Origin of the sequence: Rossellomorea aquimaris (genome assembly GCF_000935355.1) — a bacterium.
Classification (GTDB): Bacteria; Bacillota; Bacilli; order Bacillales; family Bacillaceae_B; genus Rossellomorea; species Rossellomorea aquimaris_B.
The window spans coordinates 86,521-112,057 of record NZ_JXZC01000002.1; the positions used below are offsets into that span (position 1 = coordinate 86,521).

A 25,537-nucleotide genomic window follows, 5' to 3' on the forward strand; every position below is an offset into this window, starting at 1 on the left:
TCAACATTTTCCCATAATAAAAAGCAGAGCGGAAACCACCCTGCTTTTTCACTTATGATTTAAGACTTAAAAGAACTTGAACTTTCCTTTTTTGAAGACAAGTGATGGTCCACCAACCATGTAAAGAGCGCGGTTGTCGACTACTTTCTTCATGAAGGAAGCTTTTGTCCCAGTGATTTTCTTACCATAAACGACACCGATTGCGTCATCTTCACCAAGTGAACATACTGTTCCTTTGATGTCTGGAGTGAATTCTTCCAAGTGATCTTTCCCGTGTAGTAAAGAAGCAATGTTACGGGCACATACTTCCCCTTGCTGCATCGCAATTTGTGCAGTTGGAGGGTATGGACGCTCTGTCTCTTCATTGATCATCAGTGAACAGTCACCGATGATGAAGATGTTGTCATGTCCTGGTGCGCGAAGATCTTTGTTGATTTTAACGCGAGCACGCATGTTTTCGATTCCAGCTCTTTCGATGATGGAGTTACCACGTACACCGGCAGCCCATACGATCGTACCTGCTTTGATTTCTTCCACTTCGTCTTCACCTTTAGCGATGAGTACGCTGTCTGCTTTTGCTTCTTTAAGTGGAGTTCCGATATGGAATTCAACACCTTTTTTCTCAAGCTTGGCACGTGCGTATTTCACTAACTCTGGATCAAATCCAGGAAGGATCATTGGGGCAGCTTCCACGCATACGATGCGTACTTTCTTGCGGTCGATATCATATTCATGACAAAGTTCAGGAACACGGTTACCTAATTCACCTAAGAATTCGATTCCTGTGAATCCTGCTCCCCCTACAACGATTGTAAGGCGGTCATCCTTTTTCTCTTCTTCGTTTTTATACGTGGCAAACTGTAATTCAATGTGCTCACGGATTTGACGGGCAGAGTTGATGTTTGAAATCATGAATGCATGCTCATGAAGACCCTGGATACCAAATGTCTCTGATTCTGCACCTAATGCAACGACGAGGTAATCGAATTCTACTTCACCGTCACTTGTGATGACTTTCTTTTCTTCTACTTTAATGTCTTCAACAGTAGCTTGTAAGAAGTTTACTTTGCTTGTGTTAACAACATCTTTAATGTTGTAACGAACACGATCATGATGAAGTGTACCTGCAGAAGCTTCGTGTAACCAAGTAGTCTCGTAGTGATAATCATTTTTATTTACTAAAATAATTTCTGCTTCATTTGTACCTAATTGCTTCTGAAGACGAGTTACCGTCATTAATCCACCATAACCTGCACCTAATACAACGATTCTTGGCTTTCTCAACTGAATCACATCCACCTTTTTTGATAAATTTGCTTTGGATACTCTTAGAGTCCTCCACATCTTGCGTTTTTATCCCGTTCAATCTGATGCTATTACCTTTTTCCCTATAGGAAAGAAACTGAAACAAATTAAACGAGACTGTTTTCCTTCATTCATGAGGAAATAGTGTATGAAAAATAAATAAAAACGAATAAATAAGAAAGTATGTGACGTATTTCACGAACTACTACATACATATGCGAAAATTGTCATAAATTCTTAACAATATGCCTACATTACATAATATTCTTTTTGCCAGGTATTTTCAAGATATATATAGGAAATTAAAAACTTAAGAATATTCGAAAAGCGGAAGGGGCTCGCCCTGGGGCGACAAGCATAAGACGAGTGACCCGGAAAGGCGCACTTTGCCTTTTTGGGTCACTTGGCTTATGACCTCGAGCCCCAAGCCCCTGGAGCTGGACAAACCGAAAAGCGGAGGCGGCTCGCTCAGAGGCGACAAGCATAAGGCGAACCAGCCGGAAAGGCGTTCTTTGCCTTTTTGGCTGGTTTGACTTATGACCTCGAGCCTCTAGCCGCCGGAGCTGGACAAACCGAAAAGCGGAAGGGGCTCGCCCTGGGGCGACAAGCATAAGACGAGTACACCGGAAAGCGGATGAAATCCCATCTCCTCCAAAAGTCTGAAACTCCACTCCCCAAAAAGACTGATTATTCCCAATTATAATTTCAAATATTGTGAAGAATCGAGAGCTGTATGATAGAATAAATTAAAGTGAAAGACATCTTAATTGTTGGAGGGATCTAGTTGAAGGAAGATCAAAAAGTGTATGATATTACGATCATAGGCGGCGGTCCTACAGGGTTGTTTACGGCGTTCTATGGCGGCATGAGAAAAGCTTCAGTTAAGATTATTGAAAGTTTACCACAACTCGGGGGCCAGCTGGCTACTCTATATCCTGAGAAATACATATATGATGTTGCAGGTTTTCCTAAAGTGAAAGCCCAGGACCTTGTAAATAATTTAAAAGAACAGATGGCAAAGTTTGAGACGACGATTTGTCTTGAGCAAGCTGTGGAAGGGGTAGAAAAACAGGCTGATGGCATGTTTAAGCTCACGACAGATAAAGAGATTCATTTTTCCAGAACCATCATTATCACAGCAGGGAACGGTGCGTTCCAGCCTCGACGTCTGGAACTCGAGCATGCGTCCGAATTTGAAGGGAAGAATCTTCATTACTTTGTTGATAATTTAGAGCATTTCAGGGGTAAGAAGGTTGTGATTTGCGGTGGTGGCGATTCAGCCGTTGACTGGGCTCTTATGCTAGAGCCGATTGCAGAAAAAGTCTACCTCGTGCACAGAAGGGATAAATTCAGGGCACATGAGCATAGTGTGGAAAACCTGCACAATTCTACTGTGGAACTTAAAACACCTTATGTCCCGTCAGAACTGGTTGTTGATGATAACAAAATCAATCAGCTGATTCTAGAAGAAACAAAGGGTGATGAGAAGGAAATCCTTGATCTCGATGAGTTGATTGTAAACTTTGGATTTGTTTCTTCTCTTGGTCCGATCAAGGATTGGGGACTTGAGATTGAAAAGAATTCCATCGTGGTCAACTCAAGAATGGAAACGAATATTCCCGGTATCTATGCAGCAGGTGACATTAGTACGTACGACGGTAAAGTGAAACTCATTGCAAGCGGATTTGGTGAGGCACCGACAGCCGTTAACAATGCAAAAGCATATATGGATCCTAAAGCAAGAGTCCAGCCGATGCACAGTACATCCATGTTTACAGACTAAAGACGATTATGAGGGAGGTTTTAGGATATGTCATCCTATGCCTCTTTTTCATTTGGAGAAGAACAACCAATTATACAGAAAAAAGATCGCAGCTCTTATGAAAGTAAACTTTCAATTTAAGAAGTAACGTGACCTGGTCTTCGTCAAACACCCTCTCGCATACTAAACTTTTCCATCAACACCCATTGATTTGTTTATTTTAGCAATGAATGGGTAGACCAATAATAGGACAAAAAACATAGATAAAGGATGATGGATGGAATGAATGTATTAGTTATTGGAGCAAATGGTCACACTGGCCGTCATATAGTGAAAGAACTTTCAAATAGCAGTCAGCATTTTGTGAGAGCCATGATTCGAAAAACAGAACAAGCGAAAGATATGGAAGACTTGGGGGCAAGACCGATTGTTGCAGACCTGGAGCAGGACTTTTCGTACGCTCTTGAAAATGTGAATGCCGTTATTTTTGCAGCTGGAAGTGGCGGATCGACCGGTGACGATAAAACACTTGCCATTGACCAGGAGGGTGCAAAAAAAGCAGTGGACTATGCGAAGAAGATGGGAATTGAGCGTTTTGTGATGCTCAGCTCAATGGGTGCCGATAACCCGTCAAGCGGCCCGGATGAATTGCAATTCTACTTAAAAGCAAAAGGTGCAGCAGATGCCCACTTGAAGGAAAGCGGCTTAAACTACACAATTGTCCGACCTGGATCCCTTTCCTTCGATGATGCGACCGGTAAGATTGAAGCGGCTACCAGCATCGAAGATAAAAGCCGTGACATTTCCCGTGCAGACGTCGCAAAGGTGCTCGTCGATTCCTTGACCATCGAAGAAACGAATCACAAAGTATTCGAAATCTTAAGCGGTGACACACCTGTGGAAGAAGCGTTAAAGAATATTCATTAATACTTGAAAAGGGGCGGACCTCCAAAAATGGAGGTCCGCCCCTTTTAATCATTAGCAATTCTCCGGCGTACCCTTATTCGTCGCCGTCACGAATGATGATCCGCATCCGCATGAAGCGATGGCGTTCGGATTGTCGATGGTGAATCCGCCGCCCATCATGGACTGCTTATAATCTATTTTAGTGCCGTTCAAGATAGCAGCATCATTTTTAGCTACCACAAGCTTGATTCCATGCTGCTCTGTTGTTGTATCTCCATCTTGAATCTCATGTTCAAAACCCATTCCATAAGAAAGACCGCTACAGCCTCCCCCTTTAACCGCTACTCTTAACATGGCATCCGTTTCGTCATGTTCCTTCATCATATCTTTAATCTGAAGGGCTGCGGCTTCGGTTAGAATGACAACTTCACTCATTCACTACACCCCCAACCTTTTCATTTCTTACTACTTAGTATACTCCTTTCTATTTTACTACTCAACCAAAGGGGCTTTGGTGAATGAATGGAAGAAAACTTTTTTTTGAGAATCTTTTCATCATGTTTGCTTGCTCCTTTAGAGGAGAAAGCCGAAGTATGAGGCTATCGGTACGCAACCTGCAAATGCAGCGGACCTCCTCAACATAAAGCGCACATCCGCCCCCAGAACCCGAAAGAACTTATGTGCCAAATCAACTAACAAAAAAATAAGCCGGTCATATGACCAGCTTTTCTTTAGAACATTGGGTTGTCTTCAAGAAACTGATAGATATGATCCACCAGTTCTTCAGGTGTGTCCCCTGTCACGACTTCACCATTTACGAGTGCATAAAAGGATTGGGCGCATTTTCCGCAGTAGCCCAGGCATCCGTACTCAATGACATCCAGGTTAGGGTCTCTTTCTAATATCTCAAGCGCTTTTTGCGCACCACTAGCAAGATTGCTTATACAAAATTCTATAATAGGTTTCAATACTATCACCTCACTACTCTTTGTTATGCTACCTTTTTTTATCATTATCGTCAATCATTTGAATTCCATGTAATGGTATAACAGATTGTGAACATTTTCGCTTATTTCTGTTGTGAAAACGCCACTATTTCGATATACTTTTAATGTTAATAGGTTTATTAATGTGATAATTGCCCGAATTATGCTTCATATTGAAAATGCTTACTTTTTCAGGACCCGTATTAACGTGAATGTCCTTTAAATCCTGTCCCATACAACTATAGGGATATAAAACATATACAAACACACTATTTCAACGATAATGAAGAGTGCAAAAAAGGGGAAATTTTTCATGAAACAATTAGTGCTGCTTGGCGGAGGATATGGGAACATGCGCGTTCTTCTTCGCTTATTACCCAACCAATTACCTGAAGATGTGTCGATTACCCTGATTGATCGAAATCCTTACCACTGCCTTAAAACTGAGTACTACGCATTAGCTGCAGGTACGATTTCAGATCAACATGTACGCGTATCATTCCCGGAACATGCCCGTTTATCCTATGTATATGGAGATATCTCCGGAGTCGATATGGAGAACAAACTTGTTCATATGAAAGATCAAGACCCTGTGCCTTACGATGATCTGGTCATTGGACTTGGTTGTGAGGATAAATATCATAATGTACCTGGTGCAGATGAACATACCTACTCGATTCAAACGATTGAAAAGTCCCGTAAAACGTACCAAACCCTATGTAACCTTCCGGCGGGTTCGATCGTTGGAATCGTCGGAGCTGGTTTAAGCGGGATTGAGCTTGCCAGTGAGCTTCGAGAAAGCCGTTCTGATTTGAAAATTAAACTTTTCGATCGCGGTCCACGTATCCTTAATGCCTTCCCTGAACGATTAAGCTCTTATGTTCATGGGTGGTTCGACGAGAATGATGTAGACATCGTCAATGGCTCCAATATTACAAAAGTGGAGCCAAACACCCTTCATAACCATGAAGAACAGATTTTCTGCGATGCCATCGTTTGGACGGCTGGGATACAGCCAAGCAAAGTCGTTCGTGATATGGATGTTGAAAAGGATGCAAGCGGTCGCGTTATTCTAACAAAGTATCATAACCTGCCTCAGGATGAAAATGTTTACGTGGTTGGTGACTGCGCAAGCCTCCCTCAAGCTCCAAGTGCCCAGCTTGCTGAGGGACAAGCAGAACAAATCGTGACAGTCTTACTTAAACGTTGGAAGAATGAGCCGCTGCCGGCAGAACTGCCTAAGATTAAGCTAAAAGGAATTCTTGGTTCACTCGGGAAGAAACATGGTTTTGGTCTGGTAAATGAGCGTTCCATCACAGGCCGTGTCGCTCGATTGTTGAAATCCGGTGTGTTGTGGATGTATAAATATCATAATGGATGATGTAAAAAGAACCGCGATCGGGCGGTTCTTTTTTTAGGTACAGCGTCATTATTTTCAATAAAAAAGACTCTCCCCAAAAGAAGAGCCTTTCTAACCCGATCAATCAAACCGCTTTATACCCATATTTCTCAAGCTCGGAGTAAATCGTTTTTAACCGGGGATTCCCTTCTCCGATAATATTACCTTCTAACAGGACAATCGGATAAAACATATCCTCTTCGATCACTTTTGAAGCAAATTGCTTAACGAATTCATCTTCAGGAGGATTGTGGATGTCCACATATTTAATCACGAAGGGCTGATCCGGATACTTTCGACTAACAGCAGCCTCAAGCCATTCGTACGTTTCTTTCGATGATGGTAAATTCACGCAGCTTGGACACAGTATTTCTGCCCCATACACGTAAAGTTCAACAGGTTTACGCTCCATATGACTCTCCCCTTTGTTTCCCTCTTTAGTTTATTTTACAAAAAAAACAGCAGGGTTGGAACAACAATGTGCCAATTTCTATACTGGAAACTGCATTTAGACTTTTTATTAAAAAGAAATTCCCAATAGTTTGCAGGTTGATAGATTTTTTGTGAATATGTCATTATAATAGAGAGTAAGGAAAGGAGTAGATAATTATGGCTGAAAACGAAATGATTGCACCTGTTCAGGAAGTATTAGATAAATTACGTCCGTTCCTACTTCGCGATGGTGGAGACTGTGAACTAGTGGACGTTGAAGATGGTATCGTAAAATTACGCCTTCTCGGTGCTTGTGGAAGCTGCCCTAGTTCAACCATCACATTAAAAGCAGGAATCGAACGCGCATTAGTGGAAGAAGTTCCTGGTATCGTTGAAGTAGAACAAGTATTCTAATGGACCATTGACGAAACAGCCTAAATCCTTTAATGGATTTAGGCTGTTTCTTTTTCATTATAGAGATGTCCGCGGTTTGTTTCCCTTTAATGAGGCATGAATATTCTCTACACATAACGTCATCATCTCATACCGTGTTTCTTTCGAAGAACTGCCAATATGAGGAAGTGCGACCACTTGATCTAACTTGATAAGAGGATGGTCTGCATCGATCGGCTCCACTTCGAATACATCTAAACCTGCCCCTGCAATGTCTCCCCTCTTTAACGCTTGTTCTAAAGCCTCTTCATTTACGATCGGGCCACGGGCTGCATTGATGAAAATCGCTGTATCTTTCATCAATAAAAATTGTTCCTCTTGAAACATACCTTTTGTGTCTTCATTTAAGGGAGCAAGAACCACGACAAAGTCCGATTGAGTAAGGAGTTCCTCAAATGGTGTATAGTGAACACCAAGATCTCGTTCCACTGCATGCTTTCTGGAACGATTATGATATAGAACATTCATATTGAACCCCTTCGCCCTTCTTGCCACAGCTTCACCTATACTTCCCATTCCCACAATGCCAATGGTTTTGTGATAAATATCTAAACCAGCTAACAAAAGGGGTGACCAGCTTTTCCACTTTCCTTCTTTAATATAACGGTCTGCCTCGACGATTCGTCTTGCCGTTGCCATTAATAGTCCAAAGGTTAAATCAGCCGTTGTCTCGGTTAAAACATCTGGCGTATTGCAAATGGTTACGCCTATTTCTTTTGCAGCTTCAAGATCTATATTGTCATGACCGACAGCCAGATTTGCCACAACTCTTAATGAAGGGGATTTCTGTAATAGCTCCCGATCTATCTTGTCCGATAACATCGTAAGTAAAGCAGAAGCACTCTCTGCTTTATGGAGAAGGATGTCTCTTGGTACCGGAACATCTTCATGCTCCCACATGTCAACTTCGAATTCTTTCTGCAAAGGGGTAATGACTGATTCCGGCAATTTTCTTGTAATATAGATGGATGGCTTCATATGTAGTCCCTGCCTTCACTCTTTTTCTACAGTTTAGCATAAAAGTGAAAGCCTTTCAGATTAGGGATGGTCGTCGATGTTACAGCCATGCAACAAGTGGGATTCCCCATTTTTTTATGGGAACCTCAGACAAATGATAAAAATCAGAAAGGAATGCTTCATATTGGTGTGAAGTCTTCAGATAGCGCTCCAGCTTATCTTCAACTACCTTCTTCTTCTGTTCCGATTGTGAAATATAATATTCCTCTATGCACTCAAAATAGTGAAGGGGAAACAAGAGCCTTGAATACAGCAATCTCCATGAAAATGGCGAGAGTGAGGTAATGGATTCATATTCTCTGATGAATTCCTGAAGCTCAGGATGAAACGTTTGGCTTCTCATGAAATAGCGTTCTCTCATCCACTCTGCTATGTCCCGGGTGCAGTGATCGAACACCCATTGAAACGGAAAATGGATGCACACTTCCGTCCCCCATGTGGATTGAAGAAAACGCTCATGGCAAACCGTTCCCGCATCCTCTGGCTTCGGATCCTCATCAAGCTCCGTATCCACAAGGTACTGGATAGCATTTTCCGCCAGGGCACTGTAATAAGGGTAGCTCTCAACAAATCGACGTTCAAACTCGTCAGCCGGCTGGTCCTGAATAACCTGATAGTAAGCCTTTTCTAACTGGGCAAGCCTCTTTTCCCACAGACTTTTCCATTGTCCCATACGATTTATTTTCTCTACCTTTTCCTCAAAGGTCCGTCCCCTGAAATGGAATTTGCTAAGCTTCCTCCCCAGCTTTTTATCAGGGGGAGATTGGATGCTTTCATTTCGCAGGACCACATAATCTTTATCTTTTTCCACCACGAGGAATCTTCCTTCGGTGCTCTGGACGAAGGTTGAAACATGTCGATCTCCCTGACCTTTTAGGTGTTCTGCCAATTTGTAGAGTTCCACTAAGGTTTCTTGTTCCATATTCGATACGCCCACAATAGTATATACTAATCCCCCGACCATATATCGATCCATCATTCCATCAAAAAACGCCCGCTCTGGATGCACTCCAAAATGATTGACTAATATTTCTTGTGACATGCTGATCTCTCCTATCTAAAGTGACCGTTTTTTTTCACAGGGTGATCCGTGTTAAACAAAAACATTTTCATAATGTCATTTTATTCAAAACCACTTCATTACAAAGAACGCACTCTATATAAAAATAACCTTTAAAGACAATTATGAATATCTAAAACTGGAGATGGGCAAGAATGAGAATAGGAGCTATTATTATGTCTATTTTTCAAATGGGAATCATATGTGTAAAACAAGGCTTCGTCTAATCGAAATAGGGGTTTTATAATCTTTCAAAGAAAAGGTGAATAGGATGAAGGATAAAGAATCAATGGATTTATTAGAGAAAACGGCACGTAAATGGCTGCATGAAAGAGGAGTAGAGATTGAAGATATCGCTCAATTGGTCATGTACCTTCAACAAAAGTACCATCCTGATCTGGAACTAAAGGAATGTGTCTATAACGTTGAACGTGTTTTAACGAAGCGGGAAGTGCAAAATGCGATACTAACGGGTATTCAACTTGATATATTAGCTGAGAAAAAGCTGCTGGAAGAACCACTTCAGGCGATTATCGAAGTAGATGAAGGATTATATGGTGTGGATGAAATTCTAGCCTTTTCGATTGTTAATGTATATGGATCGATTGGATTTACCAACTACGGTTATATCGATAAACAAAAGCCGGGAATCCTGGAGAGGTTGAATGATAAATCATCTGGTATGTGTCATACATTCTTGGACGATATCGTGGGTGCTATTGCAGCAGCCGCTTCAAGTCGACTGGCACATAGGGCTAAATGCGCAGAATAAGCGCTAACCTTAATAAAATACGTATCCAAATCAGACGACAGGGGTCGTCTGATTTTTCAGTGAAAGAAGAAGTGTATTTATCCGGTGATAAAATAAATCATACTGTATTCCCTAAATAATTACATACTAAACATTTTCACTAACTTTTTTATTGCACATCAATGAATAGTTTTATATAATTACAATTATAGTTGTAATTATAAATAATATAGTTGTACCAGGGACTTTTTCTAAAATTACACAGCAAATAAAGGCTGCCACTTAAAAGAGATTAGACACGTTTCATACATACATAGCAATAAAATAAACGACGTGAATTCTCATCCAGCCTTAAGTGAACATGCCCTTTTTGCTGCCTACCAGAAAGCAAAACAGTTAAAACTCAGCAATGATACAATCATTCTGATCGAACAAGAAATAAAAAGAGTAAATTAGTTCATTAAAGAATCGTTTGATTGTAGATTTCTTCGTGCTCTTCACAAGTCGGCATAATGTCTTCCCACTGAACGTCAAGAGCACATACAATGGCATTCAACTTGTTCAGGGACGGATTAGCCTCACCCTTTTCAATCAACGAAATATAATTTACCGTCAATCCACATTTGTGACTTAATTCTTGTATGGTGATTTCTTTAGCTCTTCTATGGTGCCTTATTTTCTTTCCGACAATTCCTGTAACTGTAATACTCATTACCTCACTACCCTTTTAAAAATTCTTTAGAAATGACGACGCAGAATGTTTCGAAAATCAATTAAGAAACAGTGACTTTCATTCTTAAAGTTGATTGCATTCGTAAAGAATAGTTAGAAATTGAAAAGGTATCAATGGCTAATAGTCCCCTACTACCTTTGATGTTTACCCTAGATTAATATCTTTACACTTAATTTTGTAATATTTTTTTAAAAAATTACATTCATACTGTTTTTTAAAAGAAACAGTCTTCCTGGTCCTTCTGAGTACTCAAATATGTGTAATGGAAAAGTTAGTTAGAGGCAAAAAACACATAATACTTTAGGAGTATAATTCTCTTTCCTGCTATCATTATACTTGCTTCAATACCTATAGAGGCATAGATATTAGCAAAAAGGACCAATTGCATAGGTCCTTAAGTATAAATAGTATTTTGATTACTTCTTTTAACACTAGTTCTATTTTACTTATACGAACGAAGGTTGTCTATTAGGAATGTGTTACTAATTTAAGACATTTTTCTATTTGTGTATTCAGAAGGGTTTGTAGGTAGTGGGGGCTGCAAGAACAGCCTCCACTTTATTATTAAATATCCCATTCGTCCAGTGTTTCAATTGTGTAGGTTGGCTGAATATCCTTTGAACTTAAAGCCTCTTTGGTTGTGACCCCCGTGTGGACAAGCAGCGTATCGAGTCCGGCGTTAATTCCAGCCAATATATCGGTATCGTAGTTATCTCCAACCATTAACGTTTCTTCCTTCGGGACTCCTAATACAGATAGTGCTTGCTCCATTATGATCGATTCGGGCTTTCCGATAAAGATCGGTTCTGTTTGTGTGGAAACGGTGACAACTGACGTCAGTGAACCATTCCCTGGAAGCAGCCCTCTTTCAGTCGGTATCGCGATATCTCCGTTGGTTGAAATAAAGGTAGCTCCATTTCTCACACCAAGGCAAGCGAGAGACAGCTTTTCGTAATTAATGTCACGATCAATCCCCACTACTACGAAATCCGGTTTCACATCCTGAAGAGTAATTCCATTCTCCTCCAGTGCTGAACGGATCCCTTCTTCACCGATGACATATGCCGTCCCATTCGGCTTTTCTTTTGCTATATACTGAGCTGTCGCCATTGAAGTGGTAAATACCTGTTCCTTTGTGGCAGGTATATCAAATGACTGCAATTTTTCAGCAACCTGTTCAGGTCTTCTCGAAGAATTGTTGGTGACAAACAGATAAGGCAATCCTTTTTCTTGTAATCGTTTAACAAAATCTCCTGCTTCTTCAATTTTCTCTTTTCCTTTATACATCGTGCCATCTAAATCGATCAAGTATCCTCTATATTCTTTCATAGTTTACCTCCATAAGTTGTTTTAGTATGCCCAAACACCGGTGGGAACTGTTGATTTTCGATACGCTCTTTTCGCAAAGATTGTTGTTTTTAACATGAGTTCTGCAAGGCTCTGTCAATTAGTGTGTGCTGGATGGTGAGGGGAACTGCTCCGCTTTCCGCGGACGTTCGGCCGAGCCTCCTCAGCTTCGCTTCCGGGGTCTCGGCACGCCCGTACTTCCGCAGGAGTCTACGCAGTTCCCCTCACCATCTTTTACAGTTTCTTTGTGACAGAGCTTCAACGTGTGCTAGAAAACAAAATTACTTGAAAAATTCTTTCTTGAGACAAACAATCTCTCCTTACCTTCAATGAGATTGTTTGCTAGAAAGCTTCTTTTTATTGTTTTCGAGTAAGGATTCATGCTGAGAAAGTTGATTGGAGCGGAAGGATGGTCGACTCCTGCGGGAATAGCTGGACAGGTGAGACCCCGGAGGCGCAGCCGAGGAGGCTCACCGCCGGCCCCGCGGAAAGCGAGCATCCTGGAGCGGAAATCAACTAGTACTTTCTTATCTACAATAGCCCCAAACTTTACGAAAAGAGCTTTTCGATAAAATGCAGCTTTAAACAGAACAAAACGCTCCCTGAATTAGAAAGCGCTGTCATATCTTATTAATTTTTAAATGCAGAAACAGGTCCCAGTTCATTTTCAAGATAGCTCCGAACCTGTTGAGGAAACTTCTCTAATGAGAAGAATACTTCGTTTAAAACCTTATGTAATTGATCATGATTGACGGCTGTATACTCTTGAACAAGAACCTTACGCTGGCCTACAAGAAGCTTAAGGTCTCCACTCATCTTGTCATCGATCACCTTTTCATCCAAAAGGATATCAATAATGTCTTCATAGCTTCCCGGATCTCTCATAATGAACCCATCGATCATGCTGTTCCCTACATCAAGTACGGATTCAATGATCGTATGAGCCATTCTTTCCAAGGCCAGTTTTTCTAATATGGAGCTCCATTTCTCATTGGAACGAACGATGTTTAACTGCTCACTCATATAAAGTAACGTCACTTCAATCTTTTCTCTATCTACGAAATACATGATGGCACCCTTTCTTAAACGAAATCATTCAGTCTTTATTTTAACATAATTTCATCTCCTCCATACAGGTACATCCTGCAATTCTCTACTCAGTTTGTTATGATGAAATAAGCAGAAAAAGAGGAGGACATCGTCATGAGTGAACGATTTTATTTATACGATGATACAGAAAATACAAAAACACGCTTTGTGAGTTTTATGGGAGAAAATCAGCGGTACGACTTAGCCATTACCCAAACAGATCGCTATTATGGTAAATCTTTGGTATTAGATCTTCAAGGTAGTCGATTCGCGATCGTTGGCAGAGATGACCTTGATGAACCCGGATATGTAGAAAGTGTATTCAAGTTAACGCATGAAGAAGCCGATGAATTAAGGGACTTCTTAGGAGAAATCATCATGTAGAACGCGCTCCAAGGAATGAAGTCCACCCCACTCTCACATACTATAAGTACGAAAGGTGGGAGATAAAATGAGTAAAGAACCTAGAGACAAAGAAGAAGAAGTATATAGTGACTTCTCTAATGTTGAAACGTATCGCAATTTTATCGTTCCAGAAACACTTCCTGAAGGACCTTACGGATCTCCGCGGGGAAAACATACTCCCGTTGAGAACAAAAGCACTCCATGGGAAGAAGGACAACGATATTACAGTGCCTTCAACTATGAAAATAAATCACTCCATCAGGATATACCACGTCAAGAGCCCGGATCACATCCTGTTCATGCCGATCCCGATGTGAATGAAGAACCCCCATATACTGAAAATAAGTAAAAAAGACAAAAGGAACAAACGAAACGGTTTGTTCCTTTTTCACCATTATTTATTGACTTTTTTCACAAGAAAATAAGCGCAGCCGAAATTACAATATTCATACAAGTAATCCTTATGCGTGCTCACCTTTGTGTCAAAAGAAGCTTTTTGATTGTGATCATCGAAAAATCCCTTTAAACGAAGCTGACCATATCCCCAATCCCCAAGGATATAATCATATTTGCTTAAGATATCGCTATATCTTTCCTTAAATGCTTCCTCGTTGAATCCGTCTCTAAATTCCTCAACGATTTCGTAGCATGTATTCTGCACACAAATCATCTCGTCCACCCACTTTCATTTCCTTATCTTAAATTATAACGGATTGTCCATTAATTACTATGAAAAATTGTAATAAGAGATGGTCACCCTATCAAATAGGGGGTGTTTAAATTGAATAAATTCATTCTTGGTACAACTGTACTAAGTATTGCGCTAATCGGAACTGCCTGTGATGGAATCGACACGGCCAACGAGGAAATGTTTCACGACAATGGGAATACCATAAATGTGAATGACCGTGAGGACCTGTACAACGAAAATAGCTGGACCAAAAAAGGAGCTCACCGCGGTGAGGACTTCGGTTATGTACGTCAACAAAAAAGTCCTACAGGCGGTCAAACCATCTCGACAAAAGATATGTACAGCATCAACCGCGAACAAGTGGCCGACACGATCAGCAAAATGAGTGTCGCTCTCCCTGACGTGAAAGATTGTTCCACTCTCGTCACTGATGAAGAAGTATTGGTTTCATATGTGACGGACAAAAAGGACAAAGATGGCCGCTTTGAAGTAGCCGATCAGGTAAAGAAAACAGCCATGTCTGTTATTCCCCGTTGGTACCACGTCTATGTGACCGATGACAAGAGCCTGATGCGGAATGTAGAAAACCTGGCCAAGATGGATAGCGATAGCCGTAACGCAAACACGGCCATCGATGATACCATCAATCTCATGCTGCAGGATTCTCCTCAGGGAAGAAATGTAGACGCGGGTGAAAATCCAAATGGTGAAATGACATCTGAGAAATACGAAATGCAGGACGACGATGTCCACAAAATTAACAAAGACCGCCAAAAACGAAAAGACAACACAGACAACATGGTCGATTAATAGTAAGGTGGAGGCTGCAGAGAGACGAAGCGTTTTGGCGTAAATGCCCGGTAAAAGCACTCTCTGTCATCCTCTCCTTCTCTGCAAAAAGGACTGACTGTTGGAGATTTTCTCCTTCAGGTCAGTCCTTTTATATATGAAAAGATTATGCTTTTTGAACTTCTTGCTCTCCGGCTGCTTGTCTTGCTTTGGCAGCTGCGTTCACTTGCTCATCTGCATGGTAAGAAGAGCGAACAAGTGGACCTGCTTCACAGTGACTGAAGCCTTTTTCCATCGCTGCTTCACGTAGTTCAGCAAACTCATCCGGGTGATAATACTTCTGAACTTTCAAGTGTTTCTTAGATGGCTGAAGATATTGACCTAATGTCACAATATCAACATGGTTTGCACGCAGGTCATCCATTGTTTCAAGGATTTCTTCCTTTGTTTCCCCAAGACCGACCATGATACTTGATTTTGTTGGGATATCCGGGTTTAATTCTTTAGCTCGGCGCAGGAATTCCAATGTGCGGTCATAAGTAGCACGGGCTCGAACTCTTGGAGTCAAGCGGCGAACGGTTTCGACATTGTAGTTCATAATATCTGGTTTTGCATCCATCAATGTTTTGATGTTATCGAATACTCCACCCATATCGGAAGGTAATACTTCAATGGAAGTGAATGGACTTTTACGACGAATCGCACGAACCGTTTCAGCAAAGACCTGTGATCCACCATCTTTCAGGTCATCACGGGCAACCGCTGTGATTACGACGTGCTTTAGATTCATTAATTGTACGGAATCAGCAACTCGTTCCGGTTCTTTCAGATCCAATTCAGTCGGAAGTCCTGTTTTAACGGCACAGAAACGGCAGGCACGGGTACAAATGTCCCCAAGGATCATGAATGTAGCTGTCCTTCTGGTTCCCCAACATTCATGGATATTAGGACAACGAGCCTCTTCACAAACTGTGTGAAGGTTGTTTTCACGCATCATCTTCTTCAAGCCCATATAATTATCGTTCGTATTCAGCTTAATTTTAAGCCAATCCGGTTTACGAATATGTTCATCTTTCTTGCTCATACCCCTCATCTCCAATCCTAAATAATTCTGACTTAGGCAAAGAGTGAAACGCTTTCTAGATCGTTCATCTTATGTAAAAAAAGCCATCATCAATATACTTCTTTTGTCACTTTATCATACTAAAAATGTGAAAACAAGCATGTGATACCCTATTACCATTTATTGATGATTATGAATCCCGATGAACGATACAAACTAGAAGTAGGCCCCTAAAAATGGAGGGATTATTTTGTACAAAAGATTGGTATTTACCTTTGTAGCTTTTTGCATGTTCATAAGTCCTTGTCAAACCTTTGCAGCAGAAAAGCTGACAGACGAACAGATCCACACAAAGAGAATGGAGTTATTTCAGAAAGGCGAGGCACTTACCCAAATTCCCTGGTACTATCTTGCTGCCGTCGATCAGTACGAGCGGAGTCTTCGTTTTGCCCGTAAAGATCGGGAAAAACCCTCTTCTCTTATATCTATTTATATGGAGCCTGAAAAGTGGGTCGGCCCTCTAAACCCTGATCCGGAAGATGACAATCCCGAAACCATCACTCTATTCAATGGTATGGGCCGGGATGGAGACTTCGATGGAAAAGCAAGTCTGAAGAGCGATGAAGATATATTGGCTTCTTTGACAGAGTATATATTGCAGTACGGAATTGACCGGGATAATTTCAAGCTTGCTCTTTGGGACTATTACAAGCGTGATAAAACGGTCAGTATCATCATGGGAAATGCAAAAATCTATAAGCAATACGGTACAATCCATTTAAACCAAAAAGCCTTCCCCCTTCCCCTCAGGTTCAACTACAGCTACCGAAACACTTGGGGTGATGCCCGCGGCTGGGGAGGAAGACGAATACACGAAGGGACGGACCTCTTTGCTGATTATGGTGTCCCTGTAAGAGCGACATCGTATGGAATCATCGAGATGAAAGGATGGAATCGATATGGAGGCTGGCGGATAGGGATACGTGACATTAATAATACGTATCATTATTTTGCTCACCTTAGCGGCTTCTCTAAAGACCTTCACGTAGGACAAGTGGTTGAACCAGGAATGGTTATAGGCGGTGTTGGGAGCTCAGGATATGGACCTCCTGGAACATCGGGAAAATTCCCTCCTCATCTGCACTATGGGATGTATAAGGATAATGGCTTGACGGAGTGGTCCTTTGATCCATACCCCCACTTAAGAATTTGGGAGCGTCAAGACAGAATTAAAAGCAAAAAACGTTAAAAAAGCAGACAATGGTTATCCCATCGTCTGCTTCATCTTTTTACACCTGTTTTTTTGATTTGGAAACAGCGTTCATGATACTAGCTGCTAATCCACCCCAGATAATGACCATCCCAACAATCATCATTATAATTGCACTACCAGTCATGTCAGCTTACCTCCTTATAGCTCTCAGCTTCTGTTTTTGCATGCCAGCGCTTAAAGGAGAAAGCAACACCGGCAAGGATCGCGAATCCTGCAACAAACCAACCACTGTAAAGAATGAAGGCATCTGAGTAACCTCCGTAGTTTCCAGTTTCAGTTTCAAATTCTTTTAGCAGGTTCATTTTGAATAACCCGAACATCATCCATCCAAGAACGATTGGTGTGATGACACCCAAACATATCTTCCACCATGCACCCAGCTGAATATCAGATATTCCATTTGCGTGGGATTGGAATGCACCTAACTTGCGCAGGAACCAGGCAATCACTACAACTTCAACTAATCCAGCGAATGCTACACCGAACTGGTTAATAAAGTAGTCTGCCGCATCCAGGAAGAGTAATCCGCCTTGAGTGGCAAATAAGATAGAGATGATCGCAGAAAGTCCTCCACCGAATAGAACGGCTTTTGTACGGGAAATTCCGAACTTTTCAGAAACACCCGCTACATACGTCTCTGTAATCGAGATGAGTGATGACAACCCTGCTAATACAAGTGAAGCAAAGAACAAGAATCCGAATAAACCGTTAAGGGCCGGAAATTCATTAATGATTTGCGGGAATACCACAAACGCCAATCCAACTCCCCCGCTTACTACTTCCTGAACGCCTACACCTTGGGATTGAGCCATGAAACCTAAAGCAGCAAATACTCCAATACCTGCTAATAATTCAAACCCCGAGTTACTAAATCCTGTAATGAAAGCGTTATTCGTAATATCCGATTTCTTCGGAAGATAGCTTGAATACGTAATCATGATTGCAAAAGCGATTGATAAACTGAAGAAAATCTGTCCATATGCTGCCACCCATACACTTGGATCAGCAATTTTGCTGAAATCCGGTTTGAAGAAAGCATCAAGGCCATCCAATGCTCCAGGCAAGGTTAGAGCGCGAACAACAATGATTAAGAACAAAATGACTAATGCCGGAATGAAAATCTTATTCGCTACTTCGATACCCTTCTTTACACCCTTGAAAAGGATCCCTAATGTAATTACCCAAACCAATACAAGTGGAATGAATACTCCAGGAACGATACTGCCTGTCTGGCCTGGATCAACGGTAAGCTTTAAATAGTCATTGAATAGGAATGTCTCTGTATCCTTCCCCCAACCCAGATTGAAAGAAAATACACTGTAGGACATCGCCCATGCGATAATGACGGCATAATAGGTGGAAATGACAAATGCGATTAATACCTGCCACCAGCCAAGCCACTCTGATTTTCTATTAAGACGGAAATAAGATAGCGGTGCTGAGCCACGATACTTGTGACCTAATGTAAATTCAAGTACTAATAATGGAATTCCCGCTGTTAGAAGAGCGAATAAATAAGGAATAAAGAATGCTCCTCCACCATTTTCATACGCTACTGCCGGAAAACGCCATATGTTTCCCAAACCGATTGCTGACCCGACAGCAGCCAGAATAAATCCTGCTCGTGTTCCAAACTGGGCACGATTCTCCATCTTGGTCCCCCCCCTAGTTCTTTTCAACTACCATATTAAGGTATTTGAAATTTTTATATTTTCAGATTATTTGTAATCTAAAGTCAGTATAGCTAGTTCCAAGACAATTGTCAAAGCTATTTTTAAGCTTAGTGTAAGTTTTTTTTCAGTTGGGGACAGGTACTATTTCACTATATGAATTTTGTCGAAACATGAAGAATTGACGTTCGGAAAGGTAGAGAGGGCTTTTGGGATACCACCATAGGTTTAAACACCCTCCTGACAACAAGTAAGAATGTATAAAAAAACCAGAAGCCAATGAGCTCCTGGTTCTTCATTTAATTATTGTTCTGAAACAGCAGGTTTTGCTTTTTCACCAAACAGAAAAGCGAATGCCACGATTAAAATAATCACAACTCCTAAACCAAATAACGTGCTGCCTGTGAATCCAAGTACAAGATATCCAATTGAAGCAGCAACCGCTCCGATCAATGCATATGGAAGCTGTGTAAGAACGTGATCGATATGATTGCTTCCTGCCCCTGTAGAGGAAAGGATGGTTGTATCCGAGATTGGAGAACAGTGATCTCCCAATACGGATCCTGCTAATACAGCTGCCATAGCAGGAAGTAAGATACTTACATCTGTCGCTGCAGCAATTTCCCCGGCGATTGGAAGTAAGATTCCGAAAGATCCCCATGAAGTTCCCGTCGAGAATGCCATGATTCCGGCAACTAAGAACAAAATGACTGGAAGTGCCTGCATCGGTAAGCTTGATTGTTCAACCAGACCCGCAAGATACGTACCTGTTTGCAATTGATCGATCAATGTGACGATCGTCCAGGCAAAGATAAGGATGTAAACGGCAGGTAACATGGATTTGATTCCTTCCACTACTGCTACTCCAACTGCTTTACCTTCGATTCCTTTCAAGCTGACTTGACGGATGAAGAAGATCAGCGCAACAAGGAGACCGAATAATCCACCATATAATAAAGATTTCGTTACATCTGTATTTTCAAAAATCGGAAGGATGTCAAATGATCCGACGGCTTGATATCCTGTCCAGAGCATCATTCCAATTGTACCGACAACAAGTGCTACGATCGGCCAGACAAGATCACCAACTGATCCTTTCGAGCTGACAGGCAGATCATTTTTTAATTCTCCTGGAATCTCTTTTTCAGGGTCATAAAGGGCTCCCGTTTCAAGGGCTCTTACTTCATGCTCTTTCATCTTTCCAAAATCCAGGCCTTTAGCAGCAACCATGATTACTAGCAGAACAGCTGCCCAGACGTAGAGGTTCATCGGAATCATTTGAACGAATGCTGAAAATGCTGTGTATTCTGTGATGCTGTGAGCAGCCAAAATGGAACCGATAATCCCGATGATGTAGGCTCCCCAGCTTGAGATTGGAGAAACGACACAAATCGGTGCCGATGTCGAGTCGATGATATAGGCTAGTTTGGCTCGTGAAATTTTGTGACGATCCGTGATGGGTCTCGAAACCTGGCCAACAGCAAGGGCGTTAAAATAGTCATCAATGAAAATTATGATACCTAAAACAGCAGCAAGAAGCTGTGCACCTTTTCTTGTTTTCACACGTTTCATCGCCCATTCACCAAATGCGCGGCTACCGCCGGAAATGTTCACAAATGCTGTGATCACACCTAGAATGAGTAAGAAGAAAATAATATAGACATTCCATGTGTTGAGTGCTCCATCTGCGACAAAGATGCCTTTAAAGGCGTCCCACATAAAGCTGAATGTTTTCGTAATTGAGAAATCTGCTAACAGAAAGGCAGAAGCAACGATTCCTACTCCCAATGAAAGTAGAACCCGTCTCGTAAGAATAACCATAAGAATGGCTAAAAGGGGTGGTAATAGTGAGTAAATCGTGTTTTCCATAGTGTCCTCCTCCTATTTGATAGGGGGGAACCATCGTAGCATGACAGAGGATAATAAAAAAAGGCAACGATAGAGAAACTATCATTACCTTAGTAAGTAATTTAAGTGCTCCATCACGATCTGTAGCTCCCCATTATAGAGATTCCCCTATAATGACAGTGTTATCCTTCTTCAAGATAACCCCAGCAAATACACCTTCGACATGCATATTTACTTCGGCAAAAGTTCCCTTTCATCTGTTCTCCCAGTTGTCATCCTCAAACAGCATACTCTTGAACTCTGCGCCTCTACCCCATCGGACTGATGATGTGGTGTGTTATAAAATTTTCTTTATTAATATAACAAACTATCATTCTTTTGACAACTTTTTTTCCTGACTAATTTGTGGGAATTTCAATGGATGGGCTGGATTCCCCTCCACCATTATTATAAAACTGTGGTACATCCAGGTGAACGGTACCCATGGCAACCAGGATATCCTGCTTGATGGTTTCCGTTTTCGTTGCAAATGGAATGATGATCTGGACATTGACTTCAAGCTCAACAAACACTTTTACAACGGCATTATTGATCCCGAATTGCTCAACGGTCGTTTTAATATCGGAACGGACATCTCCGATCGAATGAAAGCGTATTGGTACCTTTGGACCCAGATTACCGAGTAACACGTTGTTGGTCGCCTGGCCAAGAGGCACCGAGTAAGTGATTCCCTTCGATGTTTTAGATTTCCCTTCATCAATTTCAACTTCGGTTATAAATTCAAGGTTTTCTAGATTTCCTTCCTCTGCTTCTTGCAGGTTTTGCTGTACTAAGTTTGTGATTTCTGCCTGAACCCGGTTGATTGTTTGAGTATTATATTTAAATGAAACAATATCGCCTTCTGTATTCTTCACTTCTTCGGTTATGTCCGAAATATCGAGAACATCGGCAATTTTTTTGTTAATTGCTTTATTGATAACCAGCGTACCGATCCTGCTGGTCTGGGTTTCGGCATAAGCAAGAAGTGTCGGTTTTAAACCTTTATTAATGATCCATAACCCGAATCCAGTAGATATCATAAAGAATAGGATCGTAATGATCATCACATATCGAAAAGGTAGCGGCCCTCCTCTTCGGGGTTTGTATGTTTTGAACTTTGACAAAAAAATCCCCCCTTACAAGCTATTTGTATGCACAGTAAGAGAGGTTTAACGCAAAAAAATTATTTAATTTTCAGGGATTGAGGTTCATAATCCGGATCAAACCCGGTAATTACCTTATCTAATTCCGTACTTAAATCAATGGGATAAGGAGTTTGTAATTCCTGTCCGGCCTCTTCGATGATCCGAATCACCGGTCGATCCGTCACCCCTTTATTTTGTTCTGTCACTATTCCTTTTCGGCCGTCATTCAGCTCCACGACCATCCCATTTGGATAGATGGCAACTGAAGCCCTGAAGGCTTCGATCACGTTTGTATCAAACAGGGTGCCACTGCCTGCGTATAATATCTCCAGAGCTTGATGTGGAAGCATGGCTTTTCGATATACACGATTGGACGTCATGGCGTCAAACACATCCGCCACGGCGATGATTTTTGCGAAAGGATGTATATCCTCGCCTTTGATTCCCCGTGGATAACCGGATCCATCAAGGCGCTCATGATGCTGATAAGCGCAATGAGCAATGATCAAAGACACAGAATGAAGCTGTCTCAGAATCTCAAACCCGTGTTCTGAATGCTTCTTAATTTCAGAGAACTCACCTTCCGTCAGCTTACCCGGCTTCAAAAGAATCTCCTCGGGCACCAGCATCTTACCGATATCATGTAAAATCGCTCCCACCCCTAACTGCTCGAGCTGTTTAGTAGAAAGCTTGAGTTCGAGACCGATGGAGAGCGTATACAATGTAACATTAAATGAATGGTGAAAGATATAGGAATCATAGGTGAAAACATCTGTCAAAATGGTTAGGAGATCATGATTCGCCTTTACTTCAGACAAAACTACATCTATCACCTGCTTCAATTGTATAGCACTATCTTCGATCATGAGCGTGCTAGGGGGCGCATTCGATGCGCTTAATTGATTAAAGGCCATTTCAATGTTGTTTACAGCCTGCTGTCTCACCTTATTTGAAACGGTTCCATTTACATGGATTCCCCTTGAAAGCGAGTCTTCAATATAGACATACTGAATACTAAGCTCCTGCAATCTATAAATCATGCGTTCTGTTATCGGAACGTTATCATGAATTAAAGCTTGACCTCTCATGTTATATACGGTTGTAGCTAGAACCATGCCCGGTTTCAAAGCCCTAGTTGATATAAGCCTCATAGAATTCTCCTATGTAATTCTTTCATTTTTCGACAAAATTTCCTAGTATCTCCATTATAAAGGATAAAAACGTACTTGCAAGGTGTATTTCCTTATATATTGTTAATTATTCATGAAAGAATATTGACGGTGATCCCCGCCAAAACAAAAACCAGCCCCTCAAAAATTACTGGTTTACTTGTGAGGTGCAAACATCAAAAACATAGACCTAATCACGCCGGAAACCACATAATTTCCATTCTATGATTTATAGTGTATTTCACTCAAATTCGGACTGGGCCATAACTTAAAAACCACCATGTAGATACGGACTATTTCAGTGTAAGCTCTTAATACCGCTAATGATTTCCGTGCAAGACTACGCTTTCCGCGGGTAGCCCGTGAGCCTCCTCGGCAAGCCTGCGGGGTCTCACATAAGCTACATTTCCCGCAGGAGTCTTCGTCTTGCACTCCAATCAAACGCTGGGAAGAGCTAAATTGAAATGACATTTGAACAAATTAAAAATCCGAACTAATTTGCCTCATAAAAGACAAATTAATTCGGGTTTACTTGGTCTAAAACACGTTAATCCCAGCCTCTATTTTTAAACGCTTTCTTCCATTAACGCTCCCTTTAATTTAATTGCATTTATTCACAATCTTGTATTTTTACGTTTTGACATCTTTTTTTTAATTCAGAAATAAACTCTCTTTTATTTCTGGGTGAAATTTTGATACTCCCCATAAAAGTTGTATTATTTAAAATTTCAATTGCATCTCTGGATGACAATATTCTATGTCCAATAAAGATTGCAGTTGTAGGTGATACCTTTATAACACTTTCATATGGAATGCGACTCCTAAATGGTCCACCTTTTATAAGTAAATAATCAGGATGAAAAATATACTTAACCGAAAAAGCAGTCCATAAAATAAAACTTATCACAATAAGGAATGATGAACTAAGAATTAGAACCACTGGTAATTGAGTGCCGCCTTCCGTGAATAATGGAAAGAATGATACTAAAGCAATAACGAGTACTACAATCAACATAAAATTGATAAAAAAGGCATCTACTTTTGAATGAAAAACCATAAAGTAATATCACTTCCAATATATATATTATCTTTCACTTGAATACGTTTCGAAAATTTAAAGTTTCATCTTGTTAAATTAAACTACCCATTAATTTAAGATGGGCAATAGCCGGAGATCAATCAGCTGTTCTCCAGCTATTCCCCCCTATAATGGAAGATAGTTCTTATAGTCCTCCGTTCATCATAAAACCCAAAACAAGCATAATAAATCCTCCAACAAGAATTCCTAATATTGATATTGAGATTGTCTTTGGTTTCCCTTTTTTGCTTAACAAGGCAGTCGCCAAAGCTAGTACTATCCCAGTAATTAACACGGTGGTTCCTATATAGCCACTAACTTTTCCCCTCATAAGGAAAAGGAGTATAAAAGTAACCCCTATAATTCCGATAGGTGCCCAACCTAGATGCTTTCTCATTTTATCCTCCTCCCAAGACCATTATTAATCTGTTTTCTAACTCTATATTTATTAGACGAAAACCCGACTATTTAAGTTTCGGATATCAATCAACCTGCCCGTTAATTGAATAGTGGTAATTAAATTATTATTACTAAACTTTAACATTTTTTTCGATAAACTTTTGTTGTTACTCTACAAAATCAAAATGTTAATCTCACTAAATTTACATACCCTACAACAATTACTTCCGCCCTTGTGAACTGGGAGGTTAACCCGCATATGATTTAGCAACCGAAACTCATGTGACACCTTTTATCTCAATAAAAAACGCACTGTGAATTTCATTGTGAAATACAGTACGTTTTGCTTTGATATTTACTTGTTTGCACCTCTGAAGTTACCAAAAGTGCAGCTGATCCTCTGACACTTATATCATTTTTAACAACGCATCCCGGCCGATCATGCCCGGTGTGATGCCACGATTTTCTGCTTCAATGGTGATGGATTCCAGAGGGGCATCAAGAAGCTGGTCGATTGTTTTCACACCGACTGCTCTTCCTGCGATGATTCCTCTGTCTTTCAATTTCTCATTTAGTAATGCTACGTCCAGTGCTCCACACATTATATATCCTATATCACTCGTCACAACGAGGAGATTGGTTTTTGGCAGTTCAACAGAAATCGCTAAAAAGGTATGTCCCTGAATGGTAATCGGAGATACATTCATCATGTTTCATCGCTCCTTTCA

Annotated in this window: 29 protein-coding genes and 1 riboswitch; of the genes, 10 read left to right on the plus strand and 19 right to left on the minus strand. The window is 41.0% G+C overall.

From position 1 onward, the window contains the following. Window positions 1-66 precede the first annotated feature (66 nt). Window positions 67-1,284, minus strand: a complete 1,218-nt coding sequence (locus tag TV75_RS07590; RefSeq protein ID WP_044338140.1) for an NAD(P)/FAD-dependent oxidoreductase — start codon at window positions 1,282-1,284, stop codon at window positions 67-69. Between the two features lie 805 nt (window positions 1,285-2,089). Between TV75_RS07590 and TV75_RS07600 the strand changes: the two genes are divergently transcribed. Beyond that, a complete protein-coding gene (locus TV75_RS07600; RefSeq protein ID WP_044338142.1) occupies window positions 2,090-3,088 on the plus strand; it encodes an NAD(P)/FAD-dependent oxidoreductase in 999 nt (332 codons plus the stop codon). A gap of 261 nt (window positions 3,089-3,349) precedes the next feature. Next, window positions 3,350-3,994, plus strand: a complete 645-nt coding sequence (locus tag TV75_RS07605; protein WP_044338143.1) for an SDR family oxidoreductase — start codon at window positions 3,350-3,352, stop codon at window positions 3,992-3,994. Window positions 3,995-4,045: 51 nt separating this feature from the next. On the opposite strand, the gene TV75_RS07610 is transcribed toward TV75_RS07605, so the two are convergent. Together TV75_RS07610 and TV75_RS07615 are read right to left on the minus strand one after the other, a co-directional pair. Further along, on the minus strand, window positions 4,046-4,408 hold the full coding sequence (locus tag TV75_RS07610) for a HesB/IscA family protein (protein WP_044338144.1): 363 nt from the start codon (window positions 4,406-4,408) through the stop codon (window positions 4,046-4,048). A gap of 296 nt (window positions 4,409-4,704) precedes the next feature. Next, the gene (locus tag TV75_RS07615) at window positions 4,705-4,986 is read right to left on the minus strand and encodes a YuzB family protein (protein ID WP_044338477.1); all 282 of its coding nucleotides are present in this window, start codon (window positions 4,984-4,986) and stop codon (window positions 4,705-4,707) included. A gap of 286 nt (window positions 4,987-5,272) precedes the next feature. Here TV75_RS07615 and TV75_RS07620 point away from each other — a divergent pair, with 286 nt between their 5' ends. After that, window positions 5,273-6,340 (plus strand): NAD(P)/FAD-dependent oxidoreductase, encoded by a 1,068-nt coding sequence (locus tag TV75_RS07620; protein WP_044338145.1) that lies wholly within the window; start codon window positions 5,273-5,275, stop codon window positions 6,338-6,340. A gap of 103 nt (window positions 6,341-6,443) precedes the next feature. Here the strand turns inward: TV75_RS07620 and TV75_RS07625 are convergent, their stop codons facing one another. Beyond that, the gene (locus TV75_RS07625) at window positions 6,444-6,770 is read right to left on the minus strand and encodes a YuzD family protein (protein ID WP_044338146.1); all 327 of its coding nucleotides are present in this window, start codon (window positions 6,768-6,770) and stop codon (window positions 6,444-6,446) included. Window positions 6,771-6,967: 197 nt separating this feature from the next. Here TV75_RS07625 and TV75_RS07630 point away from each other — a divergent pair, with 197 nt between their 5' ends. Further along, window positions 6,968-7,204, plus strand: coding sequence for a NifU family protein (locus TV75_RS07630; RefSeq protein ID WP_034763763.1), 237 nt, complete (start codon window positions 6,968-6,970; stop codon window positions 7,202-7,204). 57 nt (window positions 7,205-7,261) lie between these two features. On the opposite strand, the gene TV75_RS07635 is transcribed toward TV75_RS07630, so the two are convergent. After that, window positions 7,262-8,221 carry a 2-hydroxyacid dehydrogenase gene (locus tag TV75_RS07635; protein ID WP_044338147.1) on the minus strand — a complete coding sequence of 320 codons (960 nt, stop codon included), beginning with the start codon at window positions 8,219-8,221 and terminating at the stop codon, window positions 7,262-7,264. Between the two features lie 79 nt (window positions 8,222-8,300). After that, on the minus strand, window positions 8,301-9,302 hold the full coding sequence (gene yutH, locus TV75_RS07640; RefSeq protein WP_044338148.1) for a spore coat putative kinase YutH: 1,002 nt from the start codon (window positions 9,300-9,302) through the stop codon (window positions 8,301-8,303). A 289-nt stretch (window positions 9,303-9,591) separates the two neighbouring features. Between yutH and TV75_RS07645 the strand changes: the two genes are divergently transcribed. Beyond that, the gene (locus tag TV75_RS07645; RefSeq protein WP_044338149.1) at window positions 9,592-10,092 is read left to right on the plus strand and encodes a phosphatidylglycerophosphatase A family protein; all 501 of its coding nucleotides are present in this window, start codon (window positions 9,592-9,594) and stop codon (window positions 10,090-10,092) included. Window positions 10,093-10,404: 312 nt separating this feature from the next. Further along, the gene (gene sda, locus TV75_RS21420) at window positions 10,405-10,527 is read left to right on the plus strand and encodes a sporulation histidine kinase inhibitor Sda (RefSeq protein WP_156142352.1); all 123 of its coding nucleotides are present in this window, start codon (window positions 10,405-10,407) and stop codon (window positions 10,525-10,527) included. A 4-nt stretch (window positions 10,528-10,531) separates the two neighbouring features. On the opposite strand, the gene TV75_RS07650 is transcribed toward sda, so the two are convergent. The 3 genes from TV75_RS07650 to TV75_RS07660 all read right to left on the minus strand — a co-directional run bounded on the left by TV75_RS07650 (window position 10,532) and on the right by TV75_RS07660 (window position 13,219). Continuing rightward, window positions 10,532-10,783, minus strand: a complete 252-nt coding sequence (locus TV75_RS07650; protein ID WP_052504461.1) for a helix-turn-helix domain-containing protein — start codon at window positions 10,781-10,783, stop codon at window positions 10,532-10,534. Between the two features lie 585 nt (window positions 10,784-11,368). Beyond that, window positions 11,369-12,133, minus strand: coding sequence for a TIGR01457 family HAD-type hydrolase (locus TV75_RS07655; protein ID WP_044338150.1), 765 nt, complete (start codon window positions 12,131-12,133; stop codon window positions 11,369-11,371). 648 nt (window positions 12,134-12,781) lie between these two features. Further along, on the minus strand, window positions 12,782-13,219 hold the full coding sequence (locus TV75_RS07660) for a DUF86 domain-containing protein (protein ID WP_044338151.1): 438 nt from the start codon (window positions 13,217-13,219) through the stop codon (window positions 12,782-12,784). 135 nt (window positions 13,220-13,354) lie between these two features. On the opposite strand from TV75_RS07660, the gene TV75_RS07665 reads away from it, so the two are divergent. Next, the gene (locus TV75_RS07665) at window positions 13,355-13,624 is read left to right on the plus strand and encodes a DUF3055 domain-containing protein (RefSeq protein WP_044338152.1); all 270 of its coding nucleotides are present in this window, start codon (window positions 13,355-13,357) and stop codon (window positions 13,622-13,624) included. 67 nt (window positions 13,625-13,691) lie between these two features. Further along, on the plus strand, window positions 13,692-13,994 hold the full coding sequence (locus TV75_RS07670; RefSeq protein ID WP_044338153.1) for a hypothetical protein: 303 nt from the start codon (window positions 13,692-13,694) through the stop codon (window positions 13,992-13,994). Between the two features lie 45 nt (window positions 13,995-14,039). Here the strand turns inward: TV75_RS07670 and TV75_RS07675 are convergent, their stop codons facing one another. Continuing rightward, the gene (locus TV75_RS07675) at window positions 14,040-14,315 is read right to left on the minus strand and encodes a YutD family protein (protein ID WP_044338154.1); all 276 of its coding nucleotides are present in this window, start codon (window positions 14,313-14,315) and stop codon (window positions 14,040-14,042) included. A gap of 111 nt (window positions 14,316-14,426) precedes the next feature. On the opposite strand from TV75_RS07675, the gene TV75_RS07680 reads away from it, so the two are divergent. Beyond that, the gene (locus TV75_RS07680) at window positions 14,427-15,146 is read left to right on the plus strand and encodes a YhcN/YlaJ family sporulation lipoprotein (protein WP_044338155.1); all 720 of its coding nucleotides are present in this window, start codon (window positions 14,427-14,429) and stop codon (window positions 15,144-15,146) included. Window positions 15,147-15,291: 145 nt separating this feature from the next. Here TV75_RS07680 and lipA read toward each other — a convergent pair whose 3' ends face one another. Next, window positions 15,292-16,209 (minus strand): lipoyl synthase, encoded by a 918-nt coding sequence (gene lipA / locus TV75_RS07685; RefSeq protein ID WP_044338156.1) that lies wholly within the window; start codon window positions 16,207-16,209, stop codon window positions 15,292-15,294. Between the two features lie 268 nt (window positions 16,210-16,477). Here lipA and TV75_RS07690 point away from each other — a divergent pair, with 268 nt between their 5' ends. After that, on the plus strand, window positions 16,478-17,437 hold the full coding sequence (locus tag TV75_RS07690; RefSeq protein ID WP_044338479.1) for a M23 family metallopeptidase: 960 nt from the start codon (window positions 16,478-16,480) through the stop codon (window positions 17,435-17,437). A 40-nt stretch (window positions 17,438-17,477) separates the two neighbouring features. Here the strand turns inward: TV75_RS07690 and TV75_RS21425 are convergent, their stop codons facing one another. From TV75_RS21425 to TV75_RS07725, 8 genes are all read right to left on the minus strand, one after another. After that, on the minus strand, window positions 17,478-17,585 hold the full coding sequence (locus TV75_RS21425) for a methionine/alanine import family NSS transporter small subunit (RefSeq protein WP_082051191.1): 108 nt from the start codon (window positions 17,583-17,585) through the stop codon (window positions 17,478-17,480). A 1-nt stretch (window position 17,586) separates the two neighbouring features. Next, entirely contained in the window at window positions 17,587-19,113 is a 1,527-nt protein-coding gene (locus TV75_RS07695; RefSeq protein WP_044338157.1) for a sodium-dependent transporter, read from the minus strand. 321 nt (window positions 19,114-19,434) lie between these two features. Further along, window positions 19,435-21,000 (minus strand): Na+/H+ antiporter NhaC family protein, encoded by a 1,566-nt coding sequence (locus TV75_RS07700; protein WP_044338158.1) that lies wholly within the window; start codon window positions 20,998-21,000, stop codon window positions 19,435-19,437. A 115-nt stretch (window positions 21,001-21,115) separates the two neighbouring features. Continuing rightward, a riboswitch (Lysine riboswitch) is annotated at window positions 21,116-21,298 on the minus strand. A gap of 79 nt (window positions 21,299-21,377) precedes the next feature. Further along, a complete protein-coding gene (gene yunB / locus TV75_RS07705) occupies window positions 21,378-22,142 on the minus strand; it encodes a sporulation protein YunB (RefSeq protein ID WP_044338159.1) in 765 nt (254 codons plus the stop codon). Between the two features lie 59 nt (window positions 22,143-22,201). Beyond that, a complete protein-coding gene (locus TV75_RS07710) occupies window positions 22,202-23,314 on the minus strand; it encodes an HD-GYP domain-containing protein (protein ID WP_044338160.1) in 1,113 nt (370 codons plus the stop codon). 628 nt (window positions 23,315-23,942) lie between these two features. Beyond that, window positions 23,943-24,389: a PH domain-containing protein gene (locus TV75_RS07715; protein ID WP_044338161.1), complete on the minus strand. Its 447-nt coding sequence runs from the start codon at window positions 24,387-24,389 to the stop codon at window positions 23,943-23,945. A gap of 166 nt (window positions 24,390-24,555) precedes the next feature. Next, a complete protein-coding gene (locus TV75_RS07720) occupies window positions 24,556-24,807 on the minus strand; it encodes a hypothetical protein (protein ID WP_044338162.1) in 252 nt (83 codons plus the stop codon). A 409-nt stretch (window positions 24,808-25,216) separates the two neighbouring features. Then, window positions 25,217-25,519, minus strand: coding sequence for a YunC family protein (locus TV75_RS07725; RefSeq protein ID WP_044338163.1), 303 nt, complete (start codon window positions 25,517-25,519; stop codon window positions 25,217-25,219). Window positions 25,520-25,537: the final 18 nt, after the last annotated feature.

Bases quoted from the DNA above. Each gene is read 5' to 3' on its own strand.
- lipA (WP_044338156.1), bottom strand. From the start codon at position 16,209: ATGAGCAAGAAAGATGAACATATTCGTAAACCGGATTGGCTTAAAATT.
- TV75_RS07695 (WP_044338157.1), bottom strand. From the start codon at position 19,113: ATGGAGAATCGTGCCCAGTTTGGAACACGAGCAGGATTTATTCTGGCT.
- TV75_RS07720 (WP_044338162.1), bottom strand. From the start codon at position 24,807: ATGAGAAAGCATCTAGGTTGGGCACCTATCGGAATTATAGGGGTTACT.
- TV75_RS07635 (WP_044338147.1), bottom strand. From the start codon at position 8,221: ATGAAGCCATCCATCTATATTACAAGAAAATTGCCGGAATCAGTCATT.
- TV75_RS07700 (WP_044338158.1), bottom strand. From the start codon at position 21,000: ATGGAAAACACGATTTACTCACTATTACCACCCCTTTTAGCCATTCTT.
- TV75_RS07625 (WP_044338146.1), bottom strand. From the start codon at position 6,770: ATGGAGCGTAAACCTGTTGAACTTTACGTGTATGGGGCAGAAATACTG.
- TV75_RS07620 (WP_044338145.1), top strand. From the start codon at position 5,273: ATGAAACAATTAGTGCTGCTTGGCGGAGGATATGGGAACATGCGCGTT.
- TV75_RS07615 (WP_044338477.1), bottom strand. From the start codon at position 4,986: ATGATAAAAAAAGGTAGCATAACAAAGAGTAGTGAGGTGATAGTATTG.
- TV75_RS21425 (WP_082051191.1), bottom strand. From the start codon at position 17,585: ATGACTGGTAGTGCAATTATAATGATGATTGTTGGGATGGTCATTATC.
- TV75_RS07665 (WP_044338152.1), top strand. From the start codon at position 13,355: ATGAGTGAACGATTTTATTTATACGATGATACAGAAAATACAAAAACA.
- TV75_RS07660 (WP_044338151.1), bottom strand. From the start codon at position 13,219: ATGTATTTCGTAGATAGAGAAAAGATTGAAGTGACGTTACTTTATATG.
- TV75_RS07725 (WP_044338163.1), bottom strand. From the start codon at position 25,519: ATGATGAATGTATCTCCGATTACCATTCAGGGACATACCTTTTTAGCG.
- TV75_RS07675 (WP_044338154.1), bottom strand. From the start codon at position 14,315: ATGATTTGTGTGCAGAATACATGCTACGAAATCGTTGAGGAATTTAGA.
- TV75_RS07645 (WP_044338149.1), top strand. From the start codon at position 9,592: ATGAAGGATAAAGAATCAATGGATTTATTAGAGAAAACGGCACGTAAA.
- yutH (WP_044338148.1), bottom strand. From the start codon at position 9,302: ATGTCACAAGAAATATTAGTCAATCATTTTGGAGTGCATCCAGAGCGG.
- TV75_RS07670 (WP_044338153.1), top strand. From the start codon at position 13,692: ATGAGTAAAGAACCTAGAGACAAAGAAGAAGAAGTATATAGTGACTTC.
- TV75_RS07630 (WP_034763763.1), top strand. From the start codon at position 6,968: ATGGCTGAAAACGAAATGATTGCACCTGTTCAGGAAGTATTAGATAAA.
- TV75_RS07605 (WP_044338143.1), top strand. From the start codon at position 3,350: ATGAATGTATTAGTTATTGGAGCAAATGGTCACACTGGCCGTCATATA.
- TV75_RS07650 (WP_052504461.1), bottom strand. From the start codon at position 10,783: ATGAGTATTACAGTTACAGGAATTGTCGGAAAGAAAATAAGGCACCAT.
- TV75_RS07715 (WP_044338161.1), bottom strand. From the start codon at position 24,389: ATGGTTTTTCATTCAAAAGTAGATGCCTTTTTTATCAATTTTATGTTG.
- TV75_RS07610 (WP_044338144.1), bottom strand. From the start codon at position 4,408: ATGAGTGAAGTTGTCATTCTAACCGAAGCCGCAGCCCTTCAGATTAAA.
- TV75_RS07690 (WP_044338479.1), top strand. From the start codon at position 16,478: ATGTTCATAAGTCCTTGTCAAACCTTTGCAGCAGAAAAGCTGACAGAC.
- TV75_RS07710 (WP_044338160.1), bottom strand. From the start codon at position 23,314: ATGAGGCTTATATCAACTAGGGCTTTGAAACCGGGCATGGTTCTAGCT.
- TV75_RS07655 (WP_044338150.1), bottom strand. From the start codon at position 12,133: ATGAAAGAATATAGAGGATACTTGATCGATTTAGATGGCACGATGTAT.